This is a genomic window from Moheibacter lacus, from assembly GCF_014042165.1.
GTDB lineage: Bacteria > Bacteroidota > Bacteroidia > Flavobacteriales > Weeksellaceae > Moheibacter > Moheibacter lacus.
In genome coordinates this window covers 991755-1015629 of the sequence record NZ_JACDZE010000001.1, presented here as the reverse complement: position 1 = coordinate 1015629, position 23875 = coordinate 991755, and the positions used below count along the sequence as shown (strand labels likewise).

Annotated in this window: 22 protein-coding genes; 9 read left to right on the top strand and 13 right to left on the bottom strand. The window is 37.6% G+C overall.

All coding sequences use genetic code 11. The features are described 5' to 3' along the window. Positions 1–3 precede the first annotated feature (3 nt). The 3 genes from HU137_RS04770 (at position 4) to HU137_RS04760 (ending at position 3161) form a co-directional block, all read left to right on the top strand. Positions 4–1284: a DUF5074 domain-containing protein gene (locus HU137_RS04770; protein WP_182042648.1), complete on the top strand. Its 1281-nt coding sequence runs from the start codon at positions 4–6 to the stop codon at positions 1282–1284. Continuing rightward, on the top strand, positions 1281–2258 hold the full coding sequence (locus HU137_RS04765) for a T9SS type A sorting domain-containing protein (protein WP_182042647.1): 978 nt from the start codon (positions 1281–1283) through the stop codon (positions 2256–2258). Before HU137_RS04770 ends, HU137_RS04765 begins: the two co-directional genes overlap by 4 nt. 87 nt (positions 2259–2345) lie before the next feature. Continuing rightward, positions 2346–3161, top strand: a complete 816-nt coding sequence (locus HU137_RS04760; RefSeq protein ID WP_182042646.1) for a DUF6263 family protein — start codon at positions 2346–2348, stop codon at positions 3159–3161. 58 nt (positions 3162–3219) lie between these two features. Here the strand turns inward: HU137_RS04760 and HU137_RS04755 are convergent, their stop codons facing one another. After that, positions 3220–4344 carry a DNA polymerase III subunit gene (locus HU137_RS04755; protein WP_182042645.1) on the bottom strand — a complete coding sequence of 375 codons (1125 nt, stop codon included), beginning with the start codon at positions 4342–4344 and terminating at the stop codon, positions 3220–3222. A gap of 55 nt (positions 4345–4399) precedes the next feature. On the opposite strand from HU137_RS04755, the gene HU137_RS04750 reads away from it, so the two are divergent. Beyond that, positions 4400–5710, top strand: coding sequence for a hydroxymethylglutaryl-CoA synthase family protein (locus HU137_RS04750; protein ID WP_182042644.1), 1311 nt, complete (start codon positions 4400–4402; stop codon positions 5708–5710). A gap of 43 nt (positions 5711–5753) precedes the next feature. Next, entirely contained in the window at positions 5754–7859 is a 2106-nt protein-coding gene (locus tag HU137_RS04745) for a prolyl oligopeptidase family serine peptidase (RefSeq protein WP_182042643.1), read from the top strand. Positions 7860–8083: 224 nt separating this feature from the next. Here HU137_RS04745 and HU137_RS04740 read toward each other — a convergent pair whose 3' ends face one another. Then, on the bottom strand, positions 8084–8590 hold the full coding sequence (locus tag HU137_RS04740; RefSeq protein WP_182042642.1) for a hypothetical protein: 507 nt from the start codon (positions 8588–8590) through the stop codon (positions 8084–8086). A gap of 87 nt (positions 8591–8677) precedes the next feature. After that, positions 8678–10489, bottom strand: coding sequence for a 30S ribosomal protein S1 (gene rpsA / locus HU137_RS04735; RefSeq protein ID WP_182042641.1), 1812 nt, complete (start codon positions 10487–10489; stop codon positions 8678–8680). Positions 10490–10717: 228 nt separating this feature from the next. Between rpsA and HU137_RS04730 the strand changes: the two genes are divergently transcribed. Continuing rightward, positions 10718–11227 (top strand): GNAT family N-acetyltransferase, encoded by a 510-nt coding sequence (locus HU137_RS04730; protein WP_182042640.1) that lies wholly within the window; start codon positions 10718–10720, stop codon positions 11225–11227. Here the strand turns inward: HU137_RS04730 and HU137_RS04725 are convergent. After that, complete coding sequence (locus HU137_RS04725) at positions 11224–12567, bottom strand: TlpA family protein disulfide reductase (RefSeq protein WP_182042639.1); 1344 nt, start codon at positions 12565–12567, stop codon at positions 11224–11226. The two genes, HU137_RS04730 and HU137_RS04725, sit on opposite strands and share 4 nt — an antisense overlap. A gap of 176 nt (positions 12568–12743) precedes the next feature. On the opposite strand from HU137_RS04725, the gene HU137_RS04720 reads away from it, so the two are divergent. Then, positions 12744–13283 carry a hypothetical protein gene (locus tag HU137_RS04720; protein ID WP_182042638.1) on the top strand — a complete coding sequence of 180 codons (540 nt, stop codon included), beginning with the start codon at positions 12744–12746 and terminating at the stop codon, positions 13281–13283. On the opposite strand, the gene rnhA is transcribed toward HU137_RS04720, so the two are convergent. The 3 genes from rnhA to HU137_RS04705 form a co-directional block, all read right to left on the bottom strand. After that, on the bottom strand, positions 13280–13762 hold the full coding sequence (rnhA, locus tag HU137_RS04715) for a ribonuclease HI (protein ID WP_182042637.1): 483 nt from the start codon (positions 13760–13762) through the stop codon (positions 13280–13282). The two genes, HU137_RS04720 and rnhA, sit on opposite strands and share 4 nt — an antisense overlap. 14 nt (positions 13763–13776) lie before the next feature. After that, positions 13777–14517 (bottom strand): lysophospholipid acyltransferase family protein, encoded by a 741-nt coding sequence (locus HU137_RS04710; RefSeq protein WP_182042636.1) that lies wholly within the window; start codon positions 14515–14517, stop codon positions 13777–13779. A gap of 90 nt (positions 14518–14607) precedes the next feature. Further along, positions 14608–14907 (bottom strand): hypothetical protein, encoded by a 300-nt coding sequence (locus tag HU137_RS04705; protein WP_182042635.1) that lies wholly within the window; start codon positions 14905–14907, stop codon positions 14608–14610. A gap of 143 nt (positions 14908–15050) precedes the next feature. Between HU137_RS04705 and HU137_RS04700 the strand changes: the two genes are divergently transcribed. Together HU137_RS04700 and HU137_RS04695 are read left to right on the top strand one after the other, a co-directional pair. Next, complete coding sequence (locus tag HU137_RS04700) at positions 15051–16094, top strand: hypothetical protein (RefSeq protein WP_182042634.1); 1044 nt, start codon at positions 15051–15053, stop codon at positions 16092–16094. Beyond that, complete coding sequence (locus tag HU137_RS04695; RefSeq protein ID WP_182042633.1) at positions 16084–16677, top strand: hypothetical protein; 594 nt, start codon at positions 16084–16086, stop codon at positions 16675–16677. Before HU137_RS04700 ends, HU137_RS04695 begins: the two co-directional genes overlap by 11 nt. Here the strand turns inward: HU137_RS04695 and HU137_RS04690 are convergent. The 6 genes from HU137_RS04690 to HU137_RS04665 form a co-directional block, all read right to left on the bottom strand. Further along, positions 16632–17198, bottom strand: coding sequence for a 5-formyltetrahydrofolate cyclo-ligase (locus tag HU137_RS04690; protein WP_182042632.1), 567 nt, complete (start codon positions 17196–17198; stop codon positions 16632–16634). The two genes, HU137_RS04695 and HU137_RS04690, sit on opposite strands and share 46 nt — an antisense overlap. Next, complete coding sequence (locus HU137_RS04685; protein ID WP_182042631.1) at positions 17195–17425, bottom strand: ferredoxin; 231 nt, start codon at positions 17423–17425, stop codon at positions 17195–17197. Before HU137_RS04685 ends, HU137_RS04690 begins: the two co-directional genes overlap by 4 nt. 59 nt (positions 17426–17484) lie before the next feature. Next, entirely contained in the window at positions 17485–18741 is a 1257-nt protein-coding gene (locus HU137_RS04680; protein ID WP_182042630.1) for a peptidase U32 family protein, read from the bottom strand. Positions 18742–18910: 169 nt separating this feature from the next. Then, entirely contained in the window at positions 18911–20077 is a 1167-nt protein-coding gene (locus tag HU137_RS04675) for an MFS transporter (RefSeq protein ID WP_182043319.1), read from the bottom strand. Between the two features lie 130 nt (positions 20078–20207). Then, positions 20208–22943, bottom strand: coding sequence for a sodium-translocating pyrophosphatase (locus tag HU137_RS04670; protein WP_182042629.1), 2736 nt, complete (start codon positions 22941–22943; stop codon positions 20208–20210). Between the two features lie 182 nt (positions 22944–23125). Beyond that, positions 23126–23818 carry an AIM24 family protein gene (locus tag HU137_RS04665; RefSeq protein WP_182042628.1) on the bottom strand — a complete coding sequence of 231 codons (693 nt, stop codon included), beginning with the start codon at positions 23816–23818 and terminating at the stop codon, positions 23126–23128. Between the last annotated feature and the right edge of the window lie 57 nt (positions 23819–23875).

Here is a 23875-nt window from a genome sequence, read left to right as displayed (position 1 = left end):
CAGATGAAAAACATTTACAGATTTTTTAAATTTTTAATTCTTGGGATTTTATTCTCAGGATTTTCGATTGCTCAGGATTATTCAAACGGAATTTTCATTTTAAATGAAGGTCAATTTGGAACGAGCAACGCATCGCTTTCTTTTCTTTCAGCAGATGGGGTTTTGGAAAATGATGTGTACAGCAACGAAAACCCAGGGCTTTCTTTAGGTGATTTGGCACAAGGCATCGGGATAAATGGCGATAATATTTATTTTGTCATGAACGGTTCCAACAAAGTCATTGTTGCCAACCGCTTAACGCTCCAATACACCGAAACGATTTCTACTGACATTACAAGTCCTCGCCATATTGCGTTCCATGATGGGAAAGGTTATGTAACTTGTTGGGGTGATCCTGGCGACCCTGAAACTTCTTATGTTGCGGTAATAGATTTGGAAACCAACGAAGTTGAATCTACAATTGCTGTAGCCGAAGGTCCTGAAAGAATTATTAACAAAGACGGAAAACTTTATGTAGCGCACAAAGGTGGATACGGTTTTGGAAACAGCATTTCGGTTATTGATGCTGCAACGGAGCAAGTCGAAATAATAGAAGTAGGTGATGTTCCGGACACGATGCAAATCATAGGTGATAAACTTTATGTAATCTGTAGTGGAGTTCCGGCTTGGTCAGGAAATGAAACTGAAGCAGGAATTTACGAAATTGATTTTTTGACCAATACTGTTTCTTCTCAATTTAATTTTGAAATGGGTGAACATCCGGGATTTTTGGCAGTTGATGATGCTTTGCTTTATTATGTTTTAAATTCAGGTGTTTATAAAATTGATTTTTCTGAAACCACACCAGAGCCTACTCTGGTTGTGCAAACCACCACTGCAATTCCTTACGGATTTAACATAATTGATGATAAAATTTATGTTGCAGATGCGGTTGACTATATTGCAAATGGAAGTGCTTTTGTGTATTCGATAGACGGAGTTTTAGAAAACACGCATACTGTAGGATTAATTCCAAACGGATTCTACAAATCTGAAGGAGAAATGGGAACAATTGACCAAACATTATCTCAAATTTCCATCTACCCAAACCCAACTTCTCACGAATTCTACATCGACGGAAAAAATATCTCGAATGTTGAAATCTTTGATCTAACCGGAAAATTGGTGAAATCTACGCAAAATGTCACTTCAGGCATCAATATTCAGGATTTAGTAAAAGGAATTTATATCGTGAAAATCCAATCCGGAAATAATACCATCACCAAAAAAATCATCATCAAATGAAAAAACTAAATTTCATTTTAATTGGAATTCTTTCCATAAACGCAATATCACAATCTTATCCGCCAGCAGCTGGCCAAGCAGGCTCCACAGCCATTGCACACGACAGCGATTTGTTTGTAAACTGGGCGTCCGGAGTCGAAATAGAAAGAGGATTGATCAACATCGCCGACCCTGAAGCAGTAGACCAAGGAAGTAATTATGCTACTTATGGCGAACCTGAAGTAGCTCTGGGTTCAGCAGACAATAACGTTGTGAGTCTGGGAGATGCAGGAATTGCTATTCTGACTTTTGATACGCCAATTGGCAATGGTCCTGGTTTTGATTTTGCCGTTTTTGAAAATGCTTTTAACGACACATTTCTGGAATTGGCGTTTGTGGAAGTCAGTTCAGATGGTGAAAACTATTTCCGTTTCCCGGCGCATAGCGAAACCCAAACCGATACGCAAGTAGGCGGTTTTGGTTCTGTGGATCCGACTTATATCAATAATTTAGCAGGCAAATACCGCGCTCAGTTTGGGACGCCGTTTGATTTGGATGAAATTGAAGACGATCCTTTGTTGGATAAAAACCAAATTACACATGTGAAATTGATTGATGCAATTGGCACGATAGCTCCGGAATTTGCAACTTATGATGATTTTGGAAACATCGTAAACGAACCATATCCCACACCATTTTGGAGTAGCGGATTTGATTTGGATGCGGTGGGCGTGATCAACCAATTTACGATGGGAACTGTAGAAGAATCATTGGCTCATCTGAAAATATATCCCAATCCGACTAAAAACCAGTTTTTTATAGGAATTGATGACAAAGCTGAAGTCCAAATTTTGGATACATCAGGAAAAATCGTTTCTGCGAATTCCATTGAGAACAATCAAGCTATCGATGTTTCAAATTTGGAAAAAGGACTCTATTTTATTCAAATTCAAGTTGGTAAATCAAAATCCTTACACAAATTGATCAAAAAATAATCCTTGAAAACTTATAGCCCCGAAATTAATTTCGGGGCTTTTTATGCTTTGTTGTATATTGTTCGATGTTAATTCAATACAATTCACATGAGAAAATTATTTTTAGTTCTGATCGGTGCAGCCTTAATTTCAGTTGAAAGCTGTAAAAATGCTCCTGAAGGAACACCTGGAGAAGAAAAATCCATCGAAACGGTTTCATCATCTGAAGATGGTGTAGGAGACAAAGTCCTCATCCGCCTAAAACCCAAAGTTGGCGATGTTCAAAAGACTTTGATGACCATGGAAATGGAATCCACAGGAACACAAGCCATGAAAATGAATATGGATGCCAAAATGAATTTCAAAGTCATAGGAAAACAAGGAAACGTTTATGACTATGAAATGAAATACAATTCCATCAAAATGAATATGAATGCGGGTGGGATGGATATGTCCTATGATTCTGAAGCCAAAGAACATACCGGAATGGGCGCGATGATCCATGAGCAAATGAAATCCTTTTTTGAAAATCCGATGACCATGAAAATGGACGAACGCGGAAACGTAACCGAATTCAAACTACCGGGAAATATGTCCGCCCAACAAATGGGTGACATGGGATCTATGTCTATTCCCATGCCGGAAGGACCTGTAGGAGTTGGGGACAAATGGTCTGCTGACCGGAAAATGGACGGAACCGGAAATTTGAAAATGAACATGACCGTGGAGAAAATTACAGTAGATGATTTAATGATCGGAACGTCCGGTGATATGACCGATGAAAACGGTACAAAAATCGGAACTTTTGATGGAAGTTATAAACTAGACCGTAACAGCGGATTGACCAAAGACGGAACGATGAATATGGATCTTACGGCGGAAGGCCAACCCGTTAAAATAAAAGTGAATTTTAAAGCAATTTAAACTCTTTTTATCACTCCCAAACAACCTGTCCGGCTCATTTGAAACGCGACAGGTTTTTTTATGCCGGTTTTTTATGAAGAAACCGGGTCAATTTGATAGAAAGATCGAGCAATACGATTTTTGCATTGGCGTTGCGTTCGATGTGATAAGAAGTTTCATTCAATTCATCTAAAATATCGGCAATGTTCGCTCCATGGATAAACGGCGCGAATTTCTCCCAATTGAAGCCTTCCGCTCCCAATTGCATATAGACCAACTCACCGGTTTGGTAATTTTTCAATAAGGCTTGGCGAAATATTTCTGAACAGTATTGTAAAAACTGCTTTTGCTTTTCTCTAGGCCAAGCACTGATTTCATTGGCCCATTTGACCAAATTTTTTAAAACCGAAGGATTTTTGGCAGCCATAAAAGCATTTCTGACCCAATTCACAAAATACGCTTCAAACTCCTCATTTGCTGCATCCAGATTTTGTAATGCATCTCTCAGGTTTCCATTGGACGAAACCGCTATTCTTTTGGCTTCATGAGCAGATAATCCTTTGTTTTTTTCTAAATAATCTGCAACCTCATCATCGCTTAATCGGTTCAATTTCACCAATTGACAACGAGAAACGATCGTCGGCAACAATTCTTCTTCCTTTTCTGTTACCAATAAAAAAACGGTTTTCTTAGGAGGCTCTTCTATGATTTTCAAAAGTTTATTGGCCGCTGCTTCATTCATCAATTCCGGTAACCAAATGATCACAAATTTATAACTTCCTTCATAGCTGTTGAGCGAAAGAAACTTGACGATTTCATGCGCTTCATGGACGTTGATTCCGCCTTGTTTTTTTTCAACTTCAACAAATTCCAACCAATCATACAAACTCCCAAAAGGGTTTTCTAAGATGAATTCACGAAATTCCTTGATGAAATGATTGCTCGTTGGCGCTTTAAATTTTTCGGTTGAAGTAACCGGAAAAGTAAAATGGATATCAGGATGTTGCAAACCATTTACTTTTGATTTTACGGCTTCTCCCTTTTCAGAAGCAAGGATTTCGGCGGCATAATCAACTGCAAACGATAAAGAACCCCAACCGTTTTTACCGGAAATCAATTGCGCATGGCTAATTCTTCCTTCCGAAATCGAATTCCTTAATTTTTCTTTGATTTTTATGTGCCCCGCAATTTTCTCCCCGTTCATTTCCCAAAAGTAAGTTTTTAATTTATAAATTTGATATTATTTGAAATCTGAAAAAATGAAATTCGGAATAGATGCCGCCTCGATTTACCTGCCCAACCTTTATTTACCCATTCAAGAATTAGCCATCCGACGAAACATCGAACCGGAAAAATTAGAATTGGGTCTAGGCTTGAAGAAAATGGCCGTTTTAGATGTCCATGAGGACACCGCGACGCTTGCCGCAAATTCACTGCTTAAATTATTCCTCGATTATGACCTCCATCCAAAAGATATTTCCCGTATTTATTTGGGAACTGAAAGTGCTTTGGACGCCGCCAAACCTACTGCAACTTATGCGATTCAATTGGTTGCTGAAACTTTAAAAAATAAATTTGGAGAAGAAGCATTTGACCATATAGATGCGCTGGACATGACGTTTGCTTGTGTCGGAGGCGTAGATGCCTTACAAAATTGTTTGGATTTTGTGCGGGTAAATCCTGAAAAAAAAGCCATTTGTATCGCAGCAGATTATGCAAAATATGCGCTTCATTCGCCTGGCGAATATACCCAAGGCGCCGGTGCAGTTGCACTTTTGATTTCGGCTGAGCCTAATTTGATTTCTTTTGAAAACCATTGGGGCGTTTCCACCAAAAGCGTATTTGACTTTTTTAAACCTCGCCGATACCGAGAGGATTTTCCCGTTCTAGAAGCAGTAAATTCCGGAAATGATGTAGTTGAAATCTTTTCTGATGAACCGGTTTTTGATGGCCAATATTCGAACGAATGCTACAAAGACCGACTTCGCGATGCTTATTTTCAATTAAAAGCAGAATTAAATGTTGAGAATTTGTACCGAAATTGGCATTTTATGGCTTTTCATCTTCCATATGCTTTTCAGGGAAAAAGAATGTTCACTGATATTTTTGCGATTGAAAATGGCGAAGATACTTCAACTGAAAACCAAAAAGTTTTGGCCAAATCAGAAGCCTATTTGGAATTGGTGAACCAAAAAATCAAACCCACGCAATGGGCTTCATCCGAAATCGGCAATATGTACACAGCTTCCATTTTCACAGCTTTTTTATCGGCATTGACGCTTTCAGAAGAAGATTTGGAAGGAAAAAAAGTTGGATTTCTTTCTTATGGAAGTGGTTCTAAATCCAAAGTTTTTGAAGGAAGAATTGAAATGGGTTGGAAATCCGTGATGGAGAAAGTAAATTTAAAAGGCGAATTGGAAAAAAGAAAAGCCATAGATTATGAAACCTATGAAAATTTGCACCGCAAAAAATTGAAAAATTCGGTCGGTGAAATTTCAGGATTCAAATTGGAAAAAATTGAAAATGAAAACCCAAATCTTTTGGGTGCTCGTTATTATAATTATCTTTAATTTTTCATTCGAATGATTTTATAAATAAATATACACGCAGAACATGAAATTAGCATTAATCACTTTAACAAGCCTGGGACTGGGAACCATGATGATGGCACAAGATTTTAAAGGGAAATATCCCGAAACGACAAAGGGAAAACAAGTAGACGAATATTTTGGTGAAAAAGTAAACGATCCTTATCGCTGGCTGGAAGACGATTTGGCAGCAGACACCAAAAAATGGGTAGAAACCCAAAACAAAACGACGTATGCGTATTTGGATCAAATTCCTTTTCGTGACAAATTGAACAAACAGTTGACTGATTTATGGAATTATGAAAAAATTTCTGCTCCGTTTAAAGAAGGTGATTATACGTATTTCTATAAAAATGACGGTCTACAGCAACATTCTGTATTGTATAGAAACGGAAAAAATGGAAGAGAAGAGGTCTTTTTAGATCCGAATTCCTTTTCAAAAGATGGCTCTATTTCGCTTGCGGGAGTTAGTTTCTCAAAGGATGGTTCGCTTTGTGCCTACCAGATTTCTGAAGGTGGTTCTGACTGGAGAAAAGTGATCGTGATGAAAACGGCCGATAAAAAACAGGTTGGTGATACGCTTCGCGATGTGAAATTCAGCGGAACTTCTTGGAAAGGAAACGACGGATTTTATTATTCGAGTTATGACAAACCAAAAGGTAGTGAATTGTCCCAAATGACCGACAAGCACAAATTATTTTACCATAAACTCAATACACCTCAAAAAGAAGATGTTTTGATTTTTGGTGGCGAAAAAACGCCGAGAAGATATGTAGGCGCAGGTGTGACGGAAGACCAGAAGTTTTTGGTGATTTCGGCTTCTGTTTCGACAACCGGAAATGAATTGTACATTCAGGATTTGACAAAAGCCAATGCGCCGATCATCCAAATTCTAGACAATTTTGATACTTCAACTGATTTTGTAGACAATGTAGGTGATCAATTGTATCTGATGACCAATTTAAATGCACCGAACAATCGACTGGTAACCGTAAACGTAAAAAATCCAAAACCGGAAAATTGGAAAAATGTGATTCCTGAGACTGAAAATGTATTGGGCATTTCTACTGCCGGAGGTTATCTTTTTGCACATTATATGAAAGATGCATTGGATGTGGTACAGCAATATGATCATTCCGGTAAAAAAATACGCGACATCCAACTTCCTGGAAGTGGTTCTGCTGGCGGATTCTCTGGAAAAAAAGAAGAAACGAAAATTTATTATAGCTTTAGCAATTATGTAACGCCGTCAACCATTTTTGACTACGATGTAAAAACCGGAAAATCCAATTTGTATAAAAAACCGGCCATAAAATTCAATCCGGAAAACTACGAATCCAAACAAGTGTTTTTCACTTCAAAAGACGGAACCAAAGTTCCGATGATGATTTCCTATAAAAAAGGCATCAAATTGGACGGGAAAAACCCAACTATCCTTTATGGTTACGGCGGATTTAACATCAGCCTAACGCCTTCTTTTAGTGTTACAAATGCGGTTTGGATGGATAATGGCGGAATCTATGCCGTTCCCAACTTGCGTGGTGGTGGCGAATACGGAAAAAAATGGCACGATGGCGGTCGTCAATTGAATAAATTAAATGTGTTCAATGATTTCATCGCTGCTGCCGAATATTTGAAAAAAGAAAAGTATACTTCAACGGAATATTTAGCGCTTTCTGGTGGTTCAAACGGCGGACTTCTCGTAGGTGCGACGATGACCATCCAACCTGATGTTGCCAAAGTTGCTTTGCCGGCAGTTGGCGTTCTGGATATGTTGCGCTACCATACGTTTACGGCTGGAGCAGGTTGGGCTTATGATTATGGAACGGCCGAAGACAACAAAGAGATGTTTGATTATCTGAAAGGATATTCGCCGGTTCACAATGTGAAAAAAGGCGTTTGTTATCCGGCAACGATGGTCACAACAGGCGATCACGATGACCGAGTGGTTCCGGCGCATAGTTATAAGTTTGCAGCGGAATTACAAGACAAACAAGGTTGTAAAAATCCGACTTTGATCCGAATCGATACCAAAGCAGGTCATGGCGCGGGGAAATCAACTGAAGCCATCATCAATGAAACCACAGACAAATTTGCCTTTGCACTTTACAATATGGGTGTGACGAAGTAAATTCGTTTTAAATAAAATAAAAACCTCCAAGTGGTCGAAAGCTTGGGGGTTTTTTAATTACAATTGATTTGATCCACTTTTTCTAACTTTCTTGAAATTTTGTCATACCAATTTATTGAATCGAGTCCGTTTTTATTTGTCAATATAAATAGTTCTTTAAATTTATTTTTATTGTTATAAAATTGATAATGATTTACATGAAAAATTCCTATTGTATTTTCAGATTAGTTTTGTTCATGATATTCTTTTGTGCCTTCCCAAAACATCGATTCATATAAGGTTTTTACAGTCATATTTCCTTTTTCATATCTAAAAACATTATCAATATAACCTTCATTATTTAAACTTCCTGAATAATATACTATTCCATTTTCTGGAACCTGAATTACTATTCTTTCATTCTCTATAACTTTATTTTGTCCACAATTTACATTATCAAAAACAATTATCTCTCCTGTAAAATTTAACGGCAAAATATAATCAACACTTAAGCTTTTCGACTTTAAAATTAACTGATGTGTTCTGTCTATAATTAACATGTAAAGGAAACCCAAAACAATTGGAAGAATAGTCCAAACTATTTTATTCTTAATTGTGCTATTTGAAATCCAAATGAAAATTAAACTTAAGAAATAAGTAATAGAGAAAAATACTATGTAGTAAAAATTGATACAAAGGAAAATTGTAACAACTCCTAAAATTCTACCAATTGTAAAAAATAAATCTTTCATCATTTAGTTTATTGCTTTAAAATTATGAAAAATAAAAAACCGTCTCAGCTAAGCCGAGACGGTTCTATTATAAGCTAAACTTCAGAATTAGTTTCCTCCTTCTTCCATTTTCTTTTTCAACGCAGCTAGTCCGTCGATGTCACCCAAAGTCGCAGTTTCAGTCGTTTGGTTTTCCATCGCTTTTTTCGCTTGTTTTTCTTCTTCCTCACGGAAAGTCGCTGAGTGAGAAACCACTACACGACGGAATTCTTTGTTGAATTCAATTACAACAAATTCTAACTCATCGCCTTTTTTCACTCGAGATCCGTCTTCTTTTTCCAAAGTTCTGGATGGAGCAAAAGCTTCTACGTCAGCATCTTCAAATTGGATAGTCGCTCCTTTGTCAAATACGTCAACAGCTGTTCCGGTGTGTCTTGTGCCTACTCCGTATTTGCTGTCGTATTTGTCCCAAGGGTTTTCTGTCAATTGTTTGTGACCCAAGCTCAATCGTCTTGCTTCTACATCCAATTCCAATACCACTACGTCCAATACATCATCTACATTTGTAAATTCAGATGGATGTTTGATCTTTTTGGTCCAAGAAAGGTCAGAAATATAGATCAATCCGTCTACTCCTTCTTCCAATTCTACAAACACACCGAAATTCGTGAAGTTTCTCACTTTTCCTTTGTGTTCAGAACCTACAGGATATTTCGTTGTGATATCTGTCCATGGATCTGGCGTCAATTGTTTGATACCCAATGACATTTTACGTTCGTCACGATCCAAAGTCAAGATAACCGCTTCTACTTCATCACCCACTTTTACGAAATCTTGAGCCGAACGCAAATGCGTAGACCAAGACATTTCAGAAACGTGGATCAAACCTTCTACTCCCGGAGCAACTTCTACAAATGCACCGTAGTCAGCCAATACCACAACTTTTCCTTTTACTTTGTCTCCTACTTGTAAGTTGGAATCCAAAGCTTCCCATGGATGTTTTTCCAATTGTTTGATACCCAATTGAATTCTTGTTTTGTCCTCGTCGAAATCTAAGATTACCACATTGATTTTCTGACCATCTTCAAGGATTTCAGATGGATGGTTGATTCTTGACCAAGAAAGGTCTGTGATATGGATCAATCCGTCAACACCACCTAAATCTACGAACACACCATAAGAAGTGATGTTTTTAACTTCACCTTCAAGTACTTGTCCTTTTTCAAGTTGTGCAACGATTTCTTTTTTCTGTTCTTCGATGTCTGCTTCGATCAATGCTTTGTGAGAAACGACAACGTTTTTGAATTCTGGGTTGATTTTCACCACCTTGAATTCCATTGTTTTTCCTACATATTGTTCGTAATCGCGGATTGGTTTCACATCGATTTGAGAACCTGGCAAGAAAGCTTCGATTCCAAATACGTCTACGATCATACCACCTTTTGTACGGGCTTTGATGTAACCGTTTACGATCTCTTGGCTATCGTGTGCGTTGTTTACCGCATCCCAAGCGTTCAACGTTCTCGCTTTTCTGTGCGAAAGAACCAATTGACCGTTTTTGTCTTCACGCGTATCTACCATTACTTCCACTTGGTCACCTACAGCTAGGTTTGGATTGTAACGGAATTCGTTCAATGAAATAACACCTTCTGATTTGAAGTTGATGTCAACGATCGCTTCTTTGTCAGTCAAACGAACTACCTTTCCTTTGAAAACGGCATTTTCATCCAAATCGTCCAAAGTTTCATCGTACATTTTCTCCAATTGAGCTTTTTCTTTACGATCTGCTTCATCCAATCCGGATTCAAATGATTCCCAGTCAAAATCTTCAGGTGATACGTTTGCGTTGTTTTGAGTCGAAGTTGTACCTAAGTCTAGTACTTGATCTTCCAACTCTTCTGTTTTTGTTTCTTTAGACATAATGCTAAAAATTTGTATCTCAAATGCGCTTATCGAAAATGATGCGGAAATAAGGCTTTGAGAGTCGTTAAACTTTTGTTTTTCAGTACTTTGTTTCAAATTCCGCCAAAGTGGGTGCAAATTTACAAAATTAATTTTGAATTAATCTTAATCATTTGAATTTCTTATTGTTAAATTCTAAATCAACATAAAAAGAGAATTTTTATATTTGGTTGCAATTCATTTAAAATGGAAAATTTAGTCTTTCGAAAAGCAGAAATAAACGATATCACACCGATTTGGGAAATTCTTCAACAATCCATCAATCGTAGAAAAAAAGACGGAAGCACACAATGGCAAGACGGATATCCCAATTTGGAAACCGTAAAAAACGATATCGAAAAAGCTCAAAATTATGTTTTAATTCAGGACGACAAAATCATCGCAACTGCTGCATTGATTTTCAATTACGAGCCGGCTTATGATGAAATCGAAGGTAAATGGTTGTCCGATGGTGATTTCCTGGTCGTTCATCGGGTCGGTGTCTCAGATGAAGTCGCCGGAAAAGGATTCGCCAAAAAATTATTCATGATTTTAGAAGATTTCGCCAAAGAAAATGACATTTTTAGCATCAAGGTCGACACCAATTTTGACAATGTTCCCATGTTGAAAATCCTCGAAAAACTCGGCTATACCTATTGTGGCGAAGTCTATTTCAGAGGTTCTGCCAGAAAAGCCTTTGAAAAAATCTTGAATTAGGATTTCAAATTCTCTTCAAATAACGTTCTGATCTGCGGATCTGAAGGTCTCGGCGCATCGGCCGTGATGATGTTTCCATTTTCATCAATCAAGATAAATCTCGGAATGCCTTTGATGCCATAATCCTGAACGAATTGGGATTTCCAATCCTTATCGGAAAATATCTGAATGCCTTTCAAATCTTTTTCTTTGACCATCGCTTCCCATTTCCCTTTGTCTTTTTGCGGATCAATCGACATACTGACAAACGCAATGTTTTTTCCATGGTAATCAGCTTCCAACTGTTTTAAAGATGGGATTTCTCTGATGCAAGGCCCACACCAAGTCGCCCAAACATCTACATAAACCAAATTTCCTTTTAAATCATCCAGAGAAACATTCTTTCCATTGATGTCCGGGTAATTGAATTTCGGTGATGGTTTTCCAGGCAAAAGATTTTGAACTTTGGCAAATGCCTCAGCCGATTCTTTTTTTACCTTTTCATTTGTTGCATTTTTTTGAATAAAATCATTAAATCGCTCAGCATCAGCTCCTCCAGCGCCTACAAAATAAATCAAAAAGTCTTTCATTACGGCATCTTTGATCTTTGGAGATTGGATAGAAGAAATGATTTTTTCCGTTTCTTCAGCCGATTTTGCTTCCTCTATTTTTTGGGAAATTTGGAAGAAAACGAATTGTCTATAAGCCGGAACAGATAAAAAGTCGGCTTCATTTTCCAAATCCAAATCTTTGAATTGCGCTTCAAATCCCGCAGGTAAAACCGCTTCCTTTTGCATGAAATGTTTGTACGCAAGCGGATATTGAGCCAACAACATATAAGCGTTAAAATCGATGTTTTTGTTTTCAATGGTTTTGAATTCATTTCCTAATTCCCCTTCATTCAACGCCGTTTTTTGATCAGATTTCAATTGATCAATTTTGGACTGGAACGCCTCAGCTTCCACTCCAAAAAAACCTTTTGGGTCCAAATATATTTCTTCTGCTTTTAATTGTTTTTTAGCCAAATAATTGTTTTCCTTTTCAGAAGTCCCACCGAATTTCAATTTCTCATCAAACTCCAACATATCAGTCGAAATAAACAAACTATCTCCCGGATTCAAGAAAATCTGGCTGCGTTCTCTTCCCGAATAAAATTCAAAATAGCTGTTTTCAATCAGTTTCAAAGTGTCGTTAAATTCACCGTTTACGATCGGGATCGCTTTACGGATTCCTTCTTTTGTGATAAAAACGCTATCCGCATCAGCATTCTCAATTTTACCGGCAATTCTTACATATTCTTTTTCTTTTTTGCTACAAGAAAATAAAATGGCTGCGGTAAAAAGGACGATTATTTTTTTCATGTGTTTATTTTATAATTTTTCTATTGTCAGATGTAACCTTAGGTGATTAAAATCGTCATTTCGACATGTTTTTAAAGATTATTTTAATCATTTCGGTTTCATTTTTAGACTAATTTGATTTTGGAAAGATCAAACTTATTGAAAAATTATGGATTATATTTGAAAAAAGGTAAAACATGAAAAAATTTAAGTTCATATCCATACTGTTGTTTTTCGGTGTTTTTTTGGGTTGTCAAAACCAAAAAGAACAAGAAAACACGCTTGAAAAAGAATTTCCGGAACAAGATTCAGTTTCGGTAAAAGAAAATATTTCGCAGTGTTATTTATTTGAAAATGGAAAGGACAGCATCCAATTAAAATTTGACCTGCATGAAAATGAGGTGAAAGGTTGGATGGTTTATAATTTCTTTGAAAAGGACGGATCTTTTGGTGAAATCGATGGTGAATTTTCCGGAGACACGCTGAAGTTGGAATATGCGTTTTTATCTGAAGGAATGCTTTCTGAACAAGAAGTATATTTTTTGAAAAAAGGAAATCAGCTTTTCAGAGGTTTTGGTGAAATGAAAATGGATGTTGATTCAACGATGGTTTATATTCAACCGAATCAAATTTCATTTGAAGATACCACGCCATTGACAAGCATGGAAAATTGTGCCGAAGATTTCATTGATCCCAAAACCATTGCATTTTTCAAAAAAGAAGAGGAAAAGAATTAGAACAAACCGGAATCCTCAGCTAAATTATTTTCAAATCCATGATCGATAATCAGGTTATTGGAGTTGGCTGCTGCAACGGCAATTTGGTCGGCGCGTTCGTTGAACTCATTTCCGGCATGACCTTTCACCCATTGGAAAGAAACCTTATGTTTGCGGTACTGTATGAGAAATTTCTGCCATAAATCAGGGTTTTTTTTCCCTTTAAATCCTTTTTTCTCCCATCCAAAAACCCATTTTTTTTCCACAGCATCACAAACATATTTGGAGTCGGTATAAATCCTAATTTCGGTTTTGGGTTTTTTCAATTTCTCCAAAGCCACGATAACAGCCATCAATTCCATGCGGTTATTGGTGGTCAATCGATAGCCTTGTGACCATTCTTTTTTTACCAACTTTTCAGTATCCATTAAAATCGTTCCATAACCTCCCGGACCTGGATTTCCGAGTGACGAGCCGTCTGTATATGCGATGATTGCCAAATTTGAATTCGTTTTTACGCCTCAATCAAATCCTCATGGATTTTATGGAAGCAAGTTGCTTTGATTTTGTCTTTGTCCCGCAAAGATAGATTTTCAGTTGGAATCAAATCGATCAATTTCACTTTTACCGCACCAGGAAAACCTCTCGACCATGACCAAGGAAACATTTCTTTAAGACCTTTTATCGAATAAACAACAATCGGAACCTGGGTTGCTATGGCAATTAAAAACGGTCCGTCTTTAAATTGGTCTAAAACGATGCTTTCGTCATCCGGAATTCCTCCTTCCGGAAAAATCACGATGCTATTTCCTTGATTGATTTTTTCTTTGGCCAATTTAAAAACCCGCGTACGGCTTCGCGTATCGGAACGGTTCACTACTATACAAATTCTTCTATAAATCGGGCCAAAAATCGGAAGTTTGGCCAATTCGGCTTTGCCAACAAATACAATCGGATGCTGTTTATGAATGATGGCCATCAACATAATGTCCACGAGAGAGGTATGGTTGGAAATAAAAATATAGGGTTGATTTTTGTTTAATTCTTTATTCCGATGCAAATCCAACCGGAAACCGGATCCGTAAAATATTAAAATAGCCCAAAGTCGAATGCCTTTATAGGCCAAAGGAAAGGTTTTAGAAGAAAAAGCCAATGGAAAAGTCCAAAATATTCCGATGGTTAAAACAAAAAATGTGGCTAAAAAAATAAACCAACACTTCCAGAGAATGACAAATGTACTTTTGACCGCTCGCATTATGATGCCAAAAATACTAAAGCGAAATTTGATATAAAACAAAAGAGCCCCGAAATTCGGGGCTCTTTATTTTGCTTTACCTATAAAGGATTATTGAGCAGCTTCAGCAGCAGCGTCTTTTACGTCAGCAGCAGCCTCTTGTGTAGCGTCAGCAGCAGCTTCAACTCCTTCAGCAGCAGCCTCAACTCCTTCAGCAGCAGCTTCTTGAGTTGCAGTAGCAGCAGCGTCAACAGCTTCTGCAGCTTCTTCAACAGCAGCGTCAGCAGCTTCAGTAGCATCTTCAGCAGCAGCTTCTACATTTTCTTCAGCTTTTTGCTCACAAGCGATGTTAGTGAAAGACAAAGCTACAACAGCTAACAAAGCGAATCCTTTTACAAATACTTTTTTCATAACTAATAATTTTTTAATGGTTTTTATTTGTTCCAAAAGTACATTAGCTTTGTGCATGTGGTTCTGAAAAAGCGTTGTAATCATTTTGTAAATTAATTTACAATTTACAAAAAGCTAATAATCAAATACTTAAATTGATTTTTTTGGAGAAAATTTCTGAAATAGAATTATTTGAATTGCTAAAAAAAGAGGTCTCAAAGCGTTTTTTTGAGTCCAATTCAGCTTCTTCCCAAGACATTTCTGACTGGAAAGGACAGGATATTGTGAACTTTCAAGAAGATGTTTTTGAAAAAACAAAATCTACTGTCAGTGAAAAATGGTTTTATACTTATTTCAAATCGGAGTTTAAAAAACTGCCGAGAATTGATATGTTAAATCTTTTAGCTCAATATGCCGGATATTCAGGTTGGTCAGAGTTTTTACGCAATCAACAGAAGCATGTTGAAAACCCTATTCCGGAAACAAATTCAGAAATACCAGAAGTTGATGAAGTGATTTCTTTATCAAAGTCAGATTCAAAACCAAATGAATTAGAGCCAATAAAAACAAAACAATTAGCATATCAACCAGAAGTAAAAAAACGACCTAGAACCCTTATTTATTTGATTTTATTGATTTTGGGTTTGGCCATTGCCGCTACTTTGGTATATTTTGGGTTTATTTATCAAAAAACCTATGAATTTTGTTTTGTAGATGCAGATCGCAATTCTACCATAACGGAACCAATTGAAATCACCATTGCCAGAAAAGGTTTTACCCCATTGGAACTTTTTACAGAAAAAGGTTGTGTGGAGTTTACTTCTTCTGAAGATACTTTGTTGATGGCGATCAATTCAACTTATTATAAACAAGACACATTTAAGATAAATTTGCATCAATACCAAGGGATGGAAACCATCAGGCTTGAACCGGATGATTATAAAGTCATGCTTCGCCATTATTCCAAGTCCTCACAGAGTGTAAAAGAACGGATAAAAATGCTCGACGAAATGATTGCAAATGACGCATTGATTTATCAAGTATATGATAATGAGTATTTTGGAGTAGAAGTATTGAATAAAAAACAATACATCAATTTAGTCTCCTTACCCACGAGTTCCCTGAAAAACTTTACGCTGATCGAGGCGGATAGAAAAAATGGGAAAATAGTTAAAATTAAATTTAAAATCCATTCAGATGAAAATTAAATCATTCATACAGTTGGTGTTAGGATTTGTTTTTGTCATTTGGTCTTGCAAAAACGAGACGACTTTTCAGGGAAAACACGATCCTGATGTGATCAAAACCTATCGAAATCATTCGACGCCTGTTTCAAAAATGGACTCCATTGCTTCTATAAATTTCATTACCAAACAGAAATTGACAGAACTTTATGAGCTTTCGTCGCTTTATTCTTCCAATTCTGAAGATAGTATCTTACAAGAAATTTTATTTCCACAAATTAAATCTTACTTTCTTGAAAATGATAGCATTACGCCATTTCAAATCTTAAATGAATTGGATTCGCTTGCGGTTTATTATGTTGAGGTTGGCGATTTGAAATTATCGGAAAAGGACTCGATTAGACCTGATTCGCTCAAAATCGTCCAATTTGATGTGAAATTTTTCTCAAAAGACAAAAAGCTCATCGACTCAAAACCGAAAACAGCAACTTATATTCTGAAAAAAGAACCCAAACAGTTCAAGCATGAATTCATCTTCTACTTCTCTGAACTAAATGACATTCAAGAAGTTGCAAATGACACGATTTCTTCTGGTGTGGCAGAATAGTCCAAACGGACATCCATTTCATTTGCATCTGAAATTTCATCAATTGGTTCGAAGAAATTCAATCCTATTTTTATTGGTTGTTTTTTAAATTGGTTCAACCAACGGTCATAAAATCCACCGCCATAACCTACCCGATTTCCGATTTTATCAGAAATTAACATCGGCATAAAAACCACCTCAATTTCTTGATTTTCAATTTCTTGAAATCCCTTTGGCTCTGAGATGTTGAATTTTCCTATTTCAAAATTCACTCCTTTTTGAATTTCGCAATTGATTAAATTCAAGCCCTGAACTTTAGGCACAACAACTTTTTTGTTTTGTTCAAATAAGTAGTCGATAATCGGAAAAGTATCGATTTCATTTTGAGATTCAATCGGTAGAAAAATATGAAAAACAGAGAAATCCCAAATGTCCATTTTCTTCAGATTCTCCAAAATTTTCAAACTAAGCAGCTGAATTTCAGTAGATGAAAGTTCTTTTCTTTTCTTTTTGTAAATATTTCTGAGATCGGATTTGGTCATGATTCCTTCACTGAAATAATATTCACCGGACAGGCTTTTGCGGCTCTTTCGCAATCATCAAAAATGCTATGATCAGGATCTTTCAAAGTATGAAAACCTTTTTTATCGGTCGATTTTAAAAGTACAGATTTTCCATCCTTTTTGGACATTCGGAATTTTTCCGGTGCCAATTCTGCACAATAATTACATCCGATGCATTTGTCTCTTTGTAAGGTAATTATTACCATAATTTGAATTTAACCACAACGGTCACAAGGATTTGCACAATGAACACAAAGATTTAGAATTATGCTTCTGCAAATTCGGTTTTGACTAATTTGTATAATTTATCGGAAGGACGAATTCTGAAATCAATCGGAATCGTGATGTCATCTCCTTTTTTAGCCAAATCGGAAAGCAAATCTTCCACCATCATCGAGGAAACTGTTGCTTCTTTTGCGCCTGTAGTTGGTCCTGTAATCAGGATTTTATCGCCAACTTTCAAGTCATAGGCTTCAATGGTAAATTGCCCAATATTCGTTTTGGGATAAAAATGTTTTCCTTTCCCGATGTATACTTTTTTCTGAGTGGCCATGGACCCGTTTGCCGGAGACCATTCGCCTAATTTTTGACCCAAATAATATCCGTTCCAGAAACCTCTATTGTAAACGGTTTGCAACAAAGTCATCCAATAATCGGTTTTTTCTTTGGAGAAACTTCCATCAGCGATTGCGTCAATGGCTTCTCTATAACTACGAATTACTGTCGCCACGTATTCCGGTGCACGACCTCGTCCTTCGATTTTCAAAACCTTGATTCCGGCATCGACGATTTCATCCAGAAAATCGATGGTACAAAGATCTTTTGGCGACATCATGTACTCGTTGTCTAATTCGATTTCAAATCCGGATTCCTGATCGATAACCGTATATTTTTTACGACAATTTTGTTTACAAGCACCACGGTTAGCTGAGGAATTATGAGAATGCAAACTCAAATAACATTTTCCTGAAACCGCCATGCAAAGCGCTCCATGACCGAAAATTTCGATTTCAACTAAATTTCCAGAAGGCCCACAAATGTTTTCTTTTTTGATTTGCTCGGTGATTTTTTTCACCTGACTCAAACTCAATTCACGACTAAGCACAATCGTATCGGCAAACATCGCGTAAAAACGAACTGTTTCGATGTTCGTCACGTTGATTTGAGTCGAAATATGAACTTCCATCCCGACTTGTCTAGCGTAAGCGATCACCGCTTGGTCCATCGCAATCACTGCAGTAATATCAGCCACTTTTGCTTTGTCAATTAAGGTTTTGATGACTGAAAGATCGTGGTCATAAATGATAGTATTTAACGTCAAATACGTTCTAACGCCCAATTCCTTACATCTTTTAGAAATTTCCGGAAGGTCATCCATGGTAAAATTAATGGAAGCACGCGCACGCATGTTCAATTGTTCCACTCCGAAATAAACCGAATCTGCACCGTTGTCCAACGCCGCTTGAAGCGATTCAAAATTTCCGGCCGGCGCCATCAATTCTAATTTCCCGTCTTTTGTCATGTTCTTTTAATTGAATTTGCAAAATTACAAAAAAACCACACATGTTTTAAATTTCTATGCAGATTAGAATATTCTTAACGGTTTTCTAATGAATTGAATTTCTTTTAATTAGAATTTACAAACTTAATTGACCTGATTTTTGCGCAACATCAAAATATAGGGTCAAAACTTATTCAAAATCAGATTCTTTTTGTTTTTCTCCCAACATCCAAGGGATGATAAAATAAAATCCTACTGCTGTTAAGGTCATCAAAATGCCCGTTCCAATCCATAAAACCGAAAACCCAAACTGCTCTGCAATATAGGTTCCCAGTGTAGGTGTGATGATAAATGCCACAGAAAATCCTATTCCCAAAAGTCCCATGTACGCACCTTTATTGTTAACACCTGAACGCAATGCCGTAACGGTCGACATAAAAGGTAATGTCCAAATTTCGCCCACACAAAGGATGGTCATGGCCACAAATAAATAGAGAATTCCGTGATCAAATCCCAGCATCGCATAGGAAATTCCGCAAAGAAAAGTTCCGATGAATAAGGTAAACCTCAGTTTAAACTTTTTTTCTGCTATCTGAACCAATAACATTTCCAGAATCACGATGATCAGACCGCTATAGCCTAAAATGTATCCGATGAGTTGCTGGGACAATTTGGCTTCTTCCTTGTAAAAAATGGTCAAGGTATTGAGCAATTGAAAGAAACAAACAGTAAAGACCAAACAAAGTCCTGAAAACAATAAAAATTTGGTGTCGCGATAGGGAGAAATAGACTTTTCATCTGTATGTGTTTGGGTTGAATTTTCATTTCGATGAATGCGGTTTCGGAAAAACCAGATATAAGTCAATCCCGCCAATAAGGCTCCCAAAGCATTGGAATAAAATAAAAAATCATAGGAAATGGCAGATAGAATTCCGCCCAAAGCCGGACCTATGGAAAATCCGAGATTTACCGCCATCCTATTCAATGAAAAAGATCGTGTAATGTTACCTTTTTTGGCGTATTTGGTAACCGCAACCGAATTGGCCGGCCTAAATGCCTCACTCACCGTACTTTGCAAAAAGATGATGAAGGCTAGACCCACCTCTGTTTTGAACAATGGAATCAGGCAAAATAAAGGTACGCTGATCAATAAACTGAAAGATTGGACTTTAAATTCGCCTATTTTATCGGTAATCATCCCTCCAAACCAAGATCCAACTACGGAACCAATCCCAAAAAAGCTCAAAACGATTCCGGTTTCCTTCAGTCCAAATCCCAAATGATCGGTCATATAAACGCCGAGAAAAGGCAAAACCATGGACCCTGTACGGTTGATGAGCATCACTACCGCCAGCATCCAACTTTCGGCTGAAAGATTTTTAAATGAGTTGATATAAATTTGGAGGATTCTCAAGTTTTTCAATGATTTGAAGAAAAAAAGCAGCCTTTTTAAGGACTGCTTTTCGAATGATTATTTTTTATTCTTATTAATTCGAAACAACTTTGATGTCCACTCTTCGATTTTTCGCCTTACAGATGTCGGTGTCGTTGGCTTCACAAATGAAATGCTGGGCTCCATAACCTTCTGACTGCATTCGGCTTTCATTCACGCCCAATTTCGTCAATACACTCTTCACTTTATTGGCGCGTTCAGTAGAAACTTTCACATTCACCTCTTCTGCGCCAGTATTGTCCGTATAACCACCGATTTTCACTTTTGCATTTGGAAATTCTTCCATCAAAACTGCGATGTTTTTTAATTGTTCTTCTGAAGTAGGCAATAATTCTGAAGATCCTGTTTTAAAATGGACGCGATCCAAACTTACCCAACCCAATTTTTTGTCTTTTGAACTTTCTGCCAATACCTCAGGATTGTTTAAAGAACCAAAGATTTTAAATTCAGATGATTTGTGTCCTACTTCTAATATTTTACCGGATGGTAAATCGATGGTTTTGATTTCACCTGTTTCATAAATAAAATTACCGTCAGCATCAACTGCTTCTACATAAACCAATTCTTCCGTCTCGATAATTTCAGTGTTGTCTGCGACTTCCTGATCAGAAGAACCATGTCCTCCCAAAATCGGCGCGATAACCAAACCAACTAAACAAGTCAACTTAATCAAAATATTCATCGATGGTCCTGAAGTATCTTTAAAAGGATCACCAACTGTATCTCCGGTTACGGCTGCTTTGTGCGCATCAGAACCTTTGTAAGTCATTTCTCCGTTGATTTCAACACCAGCTTCAAATGATTTTTTTGCATTGTCCCAAGCTCCACCTGCATTGTTTTGGAAAATCGCCCAAAGCACTCCCGATACTGCAACTCCGGCCATATAAGCTCCCAAAGCTTCTGCTCCCATCAAAAATCCGATCAGAATCGGTGTTACGATGGTCAAAGCACCCGGCAACATCATTTCACGAAGCGCTGCTTTGGTAGAAATCTCCACACATTTTCCATATTCAGGAGTTCCGGTTCCTTCCATGATGCCCGGAATTTCTTTGAATTGACGACGTACTTCTTGTACCATCGCCATCGCTGCTTTTCCTACCGATTGCATGGCCAAAGCCGAGAATACCACCGGAATCATTCCTCCGATGAATAAGGCTGCCAATGTTTTGGCTTTGAAAATATTGATTCCGTCAATTCCAGTAAAAGTTACATAAGCCGCAAATAACGCCAAAGCTGTCAATGCCGCTGATGCAATCGCAAACCCTTTTCCGACGGCTGCCGTTGTATTTCCTACGGAATCCAAAATGTCGGTTCTTTCCCGAACTTCTTTTGGTAATTCACTCATTTCTGCAACTCCTCCTGCGTTGTCTGCAATCGGACCGAAAGCATCAATTGCCAATTGCATCGCAGTCGTCGCCATCATCGCTGATGCGGCAATCGCAACGCCATAAAATCCGGCCAATTCATAGGATCCCCAAATTGCCGCAGCAAATAAAAGTACCGATGAAAAGGTTGAAATCATCCCCGTTGCCAAACCTGCAATAATGTTCGTTGCAGCTCCGGTTGATGAGTTTCTCACAATGTTTAAAACCGGTTTTTTACCCAATCCGGTGTAATATTCTGTAAATGCAGAAATCAGCCCTCCAACTGCCAAACCAATTAGCGTAGCATAGAAAACGTTCATTCTCGAAATTTCTTTGATTCCTTCACCAAAGAAGTCCATATATAAAGTTTCCGGCAACATCCAGTTGATCAAAAAGAATCCTGCGATCGCTGTAATGATGATGGATGACCAGTTTCCTAAATTTAAAGCGGATTGTACTTTGGCTTCTTTTGCATCATTAGAATTGATGCGAACTAAAAATGTTCCGATGATCGAAGCAATGATTCCGATTCCAGCAAACATAATAGGTAAAATGATGGGTCCCATTCCTCCGAAATCATCTGCAAATGCAGTTCCGTTGGCTGTAACATAATCTTTGATGATATAATTACCCAAAACCATCGACGCCAAAACGGTTGCCACATACGAACCAAATAAATCGGCTCCCATTCCGGCAACGTCTCCTACGTTATCTCCCACGTTATCAGCAATTGTTGCAGGATTTCGAGGATCGTCTTCCGGAATTCCGGCCTCTACTTTTCCTACCAAATCCGCTCCTACGTCAGCTGCTTTGGTATAAATACCTCCGCCCACACGTGCAAACAATGCGATGGATTCGGCTCCCAATGAGAATCCGGCCAATGCTTCCAAAGCGATGGTCATTTCTTCGTAAAAAGGTTTTCCACCCGTTACGAAATGACTGGTAAAAAAGATAAAAAACAAGGAAAGACCCAAAACCGCCAATCCGGCAACGCCCAATCCCATAACAGTTCCTCCTGAGAAGGAGACGTTCAATGCTTTTGGTAAACTGGTTCTTGCGGCTTGAGTTGTTCTAACGTTGGCTGCAGTTGCAACACGCATCCCGATGTTTCCAGCCAATGCAGAAAATACCGCACCGATGACAAATGCCGGAACGATTAACCAACTGGTTGTTTCTACGATTCTGGAAATACCAAATAATGCCAATGATGCCACTACGACAAAGATGAGCAACAAGCGGTATTCGGCAGAAAGAAACGCCAAAGCGCCATCTTGAATATTTTTTGCGATGCCTTGCATTTTTTCATTTCCGGCATCTTGTTTTTTTACCCAAATGAACTTGGAAATCATCATCAGTAATCCCACGATAGCGAGAATTACCGGAATCCATAAAGAGAGTTCTTTCATCTGTTAACTTTTTTATTAGTTTTTATGATATTTTATTGAAATTTTAACAATCTCCAAATATAGCATAATCCTATAATTAGAAAAGAAATTTAAGCTATATCTTACTTATTTGAGCAATAAATTAGAAAAGCCCTATAAATATCCGTTAATTTTTAAGGCATTGGTTTTCTGAAATAAAAAAATTAACTCTGTTGAAAGTAAACTTCTTCATACGGCTGAATCAAAACCCAACCTTCACCTGAAAATTTCATTTGGTATTCTTCTCCACTTCCTCTTCCTATAAAGGACTTGAAAGACATATTGGATTTGAGTTCAGGTGATAAATTCCCTGACCAAGCCACTGTTGCATTTGGATCTGTAAAAACCGGTTTATCTGGAGTAACCATCAACACCAATGGATCTCCATGTGTCGTAATCGCCACATGACCCGTTCCGGATAATTTCACCTGAAAAATCCCGCCCGACATCATTCCGGCAACGCTTTTCAACATCGTGATTTGGTTATTGACAGTTTGATCATGTGCGAGAATGTCATTTCCATTGACACAAATAGATTCGTTATTCAATTGTAATATTTGGACTTTTTTTCCTCCATCTGCGACATAAAGCCTTCCTGTTCCTTTAGCTTTCATCAATTTTGCGCCTTCACCGGTCAATGATTTTTTTAAGAAATTTCCAATTCCACCGGAGAGCATGCCTTCTCGTTCAAATTTAATATTGCCTACATATCCGACCATGGAACCATTTTTGGCCCAGACAAATTGATTGTTCAGGTTGATTTCGAGAAGTTGTGGGGTTTCCAGTTCGAAGTAATCGTGTTCTGCATCATTTTGCCTTCTTTTGGCCACAAATGATTCTAATGAATATTCGCTCATCTTAAAATTTGATTTGTTTTCAACGACTAAATTTAGTTGAATTTAAAATAAGTTAGA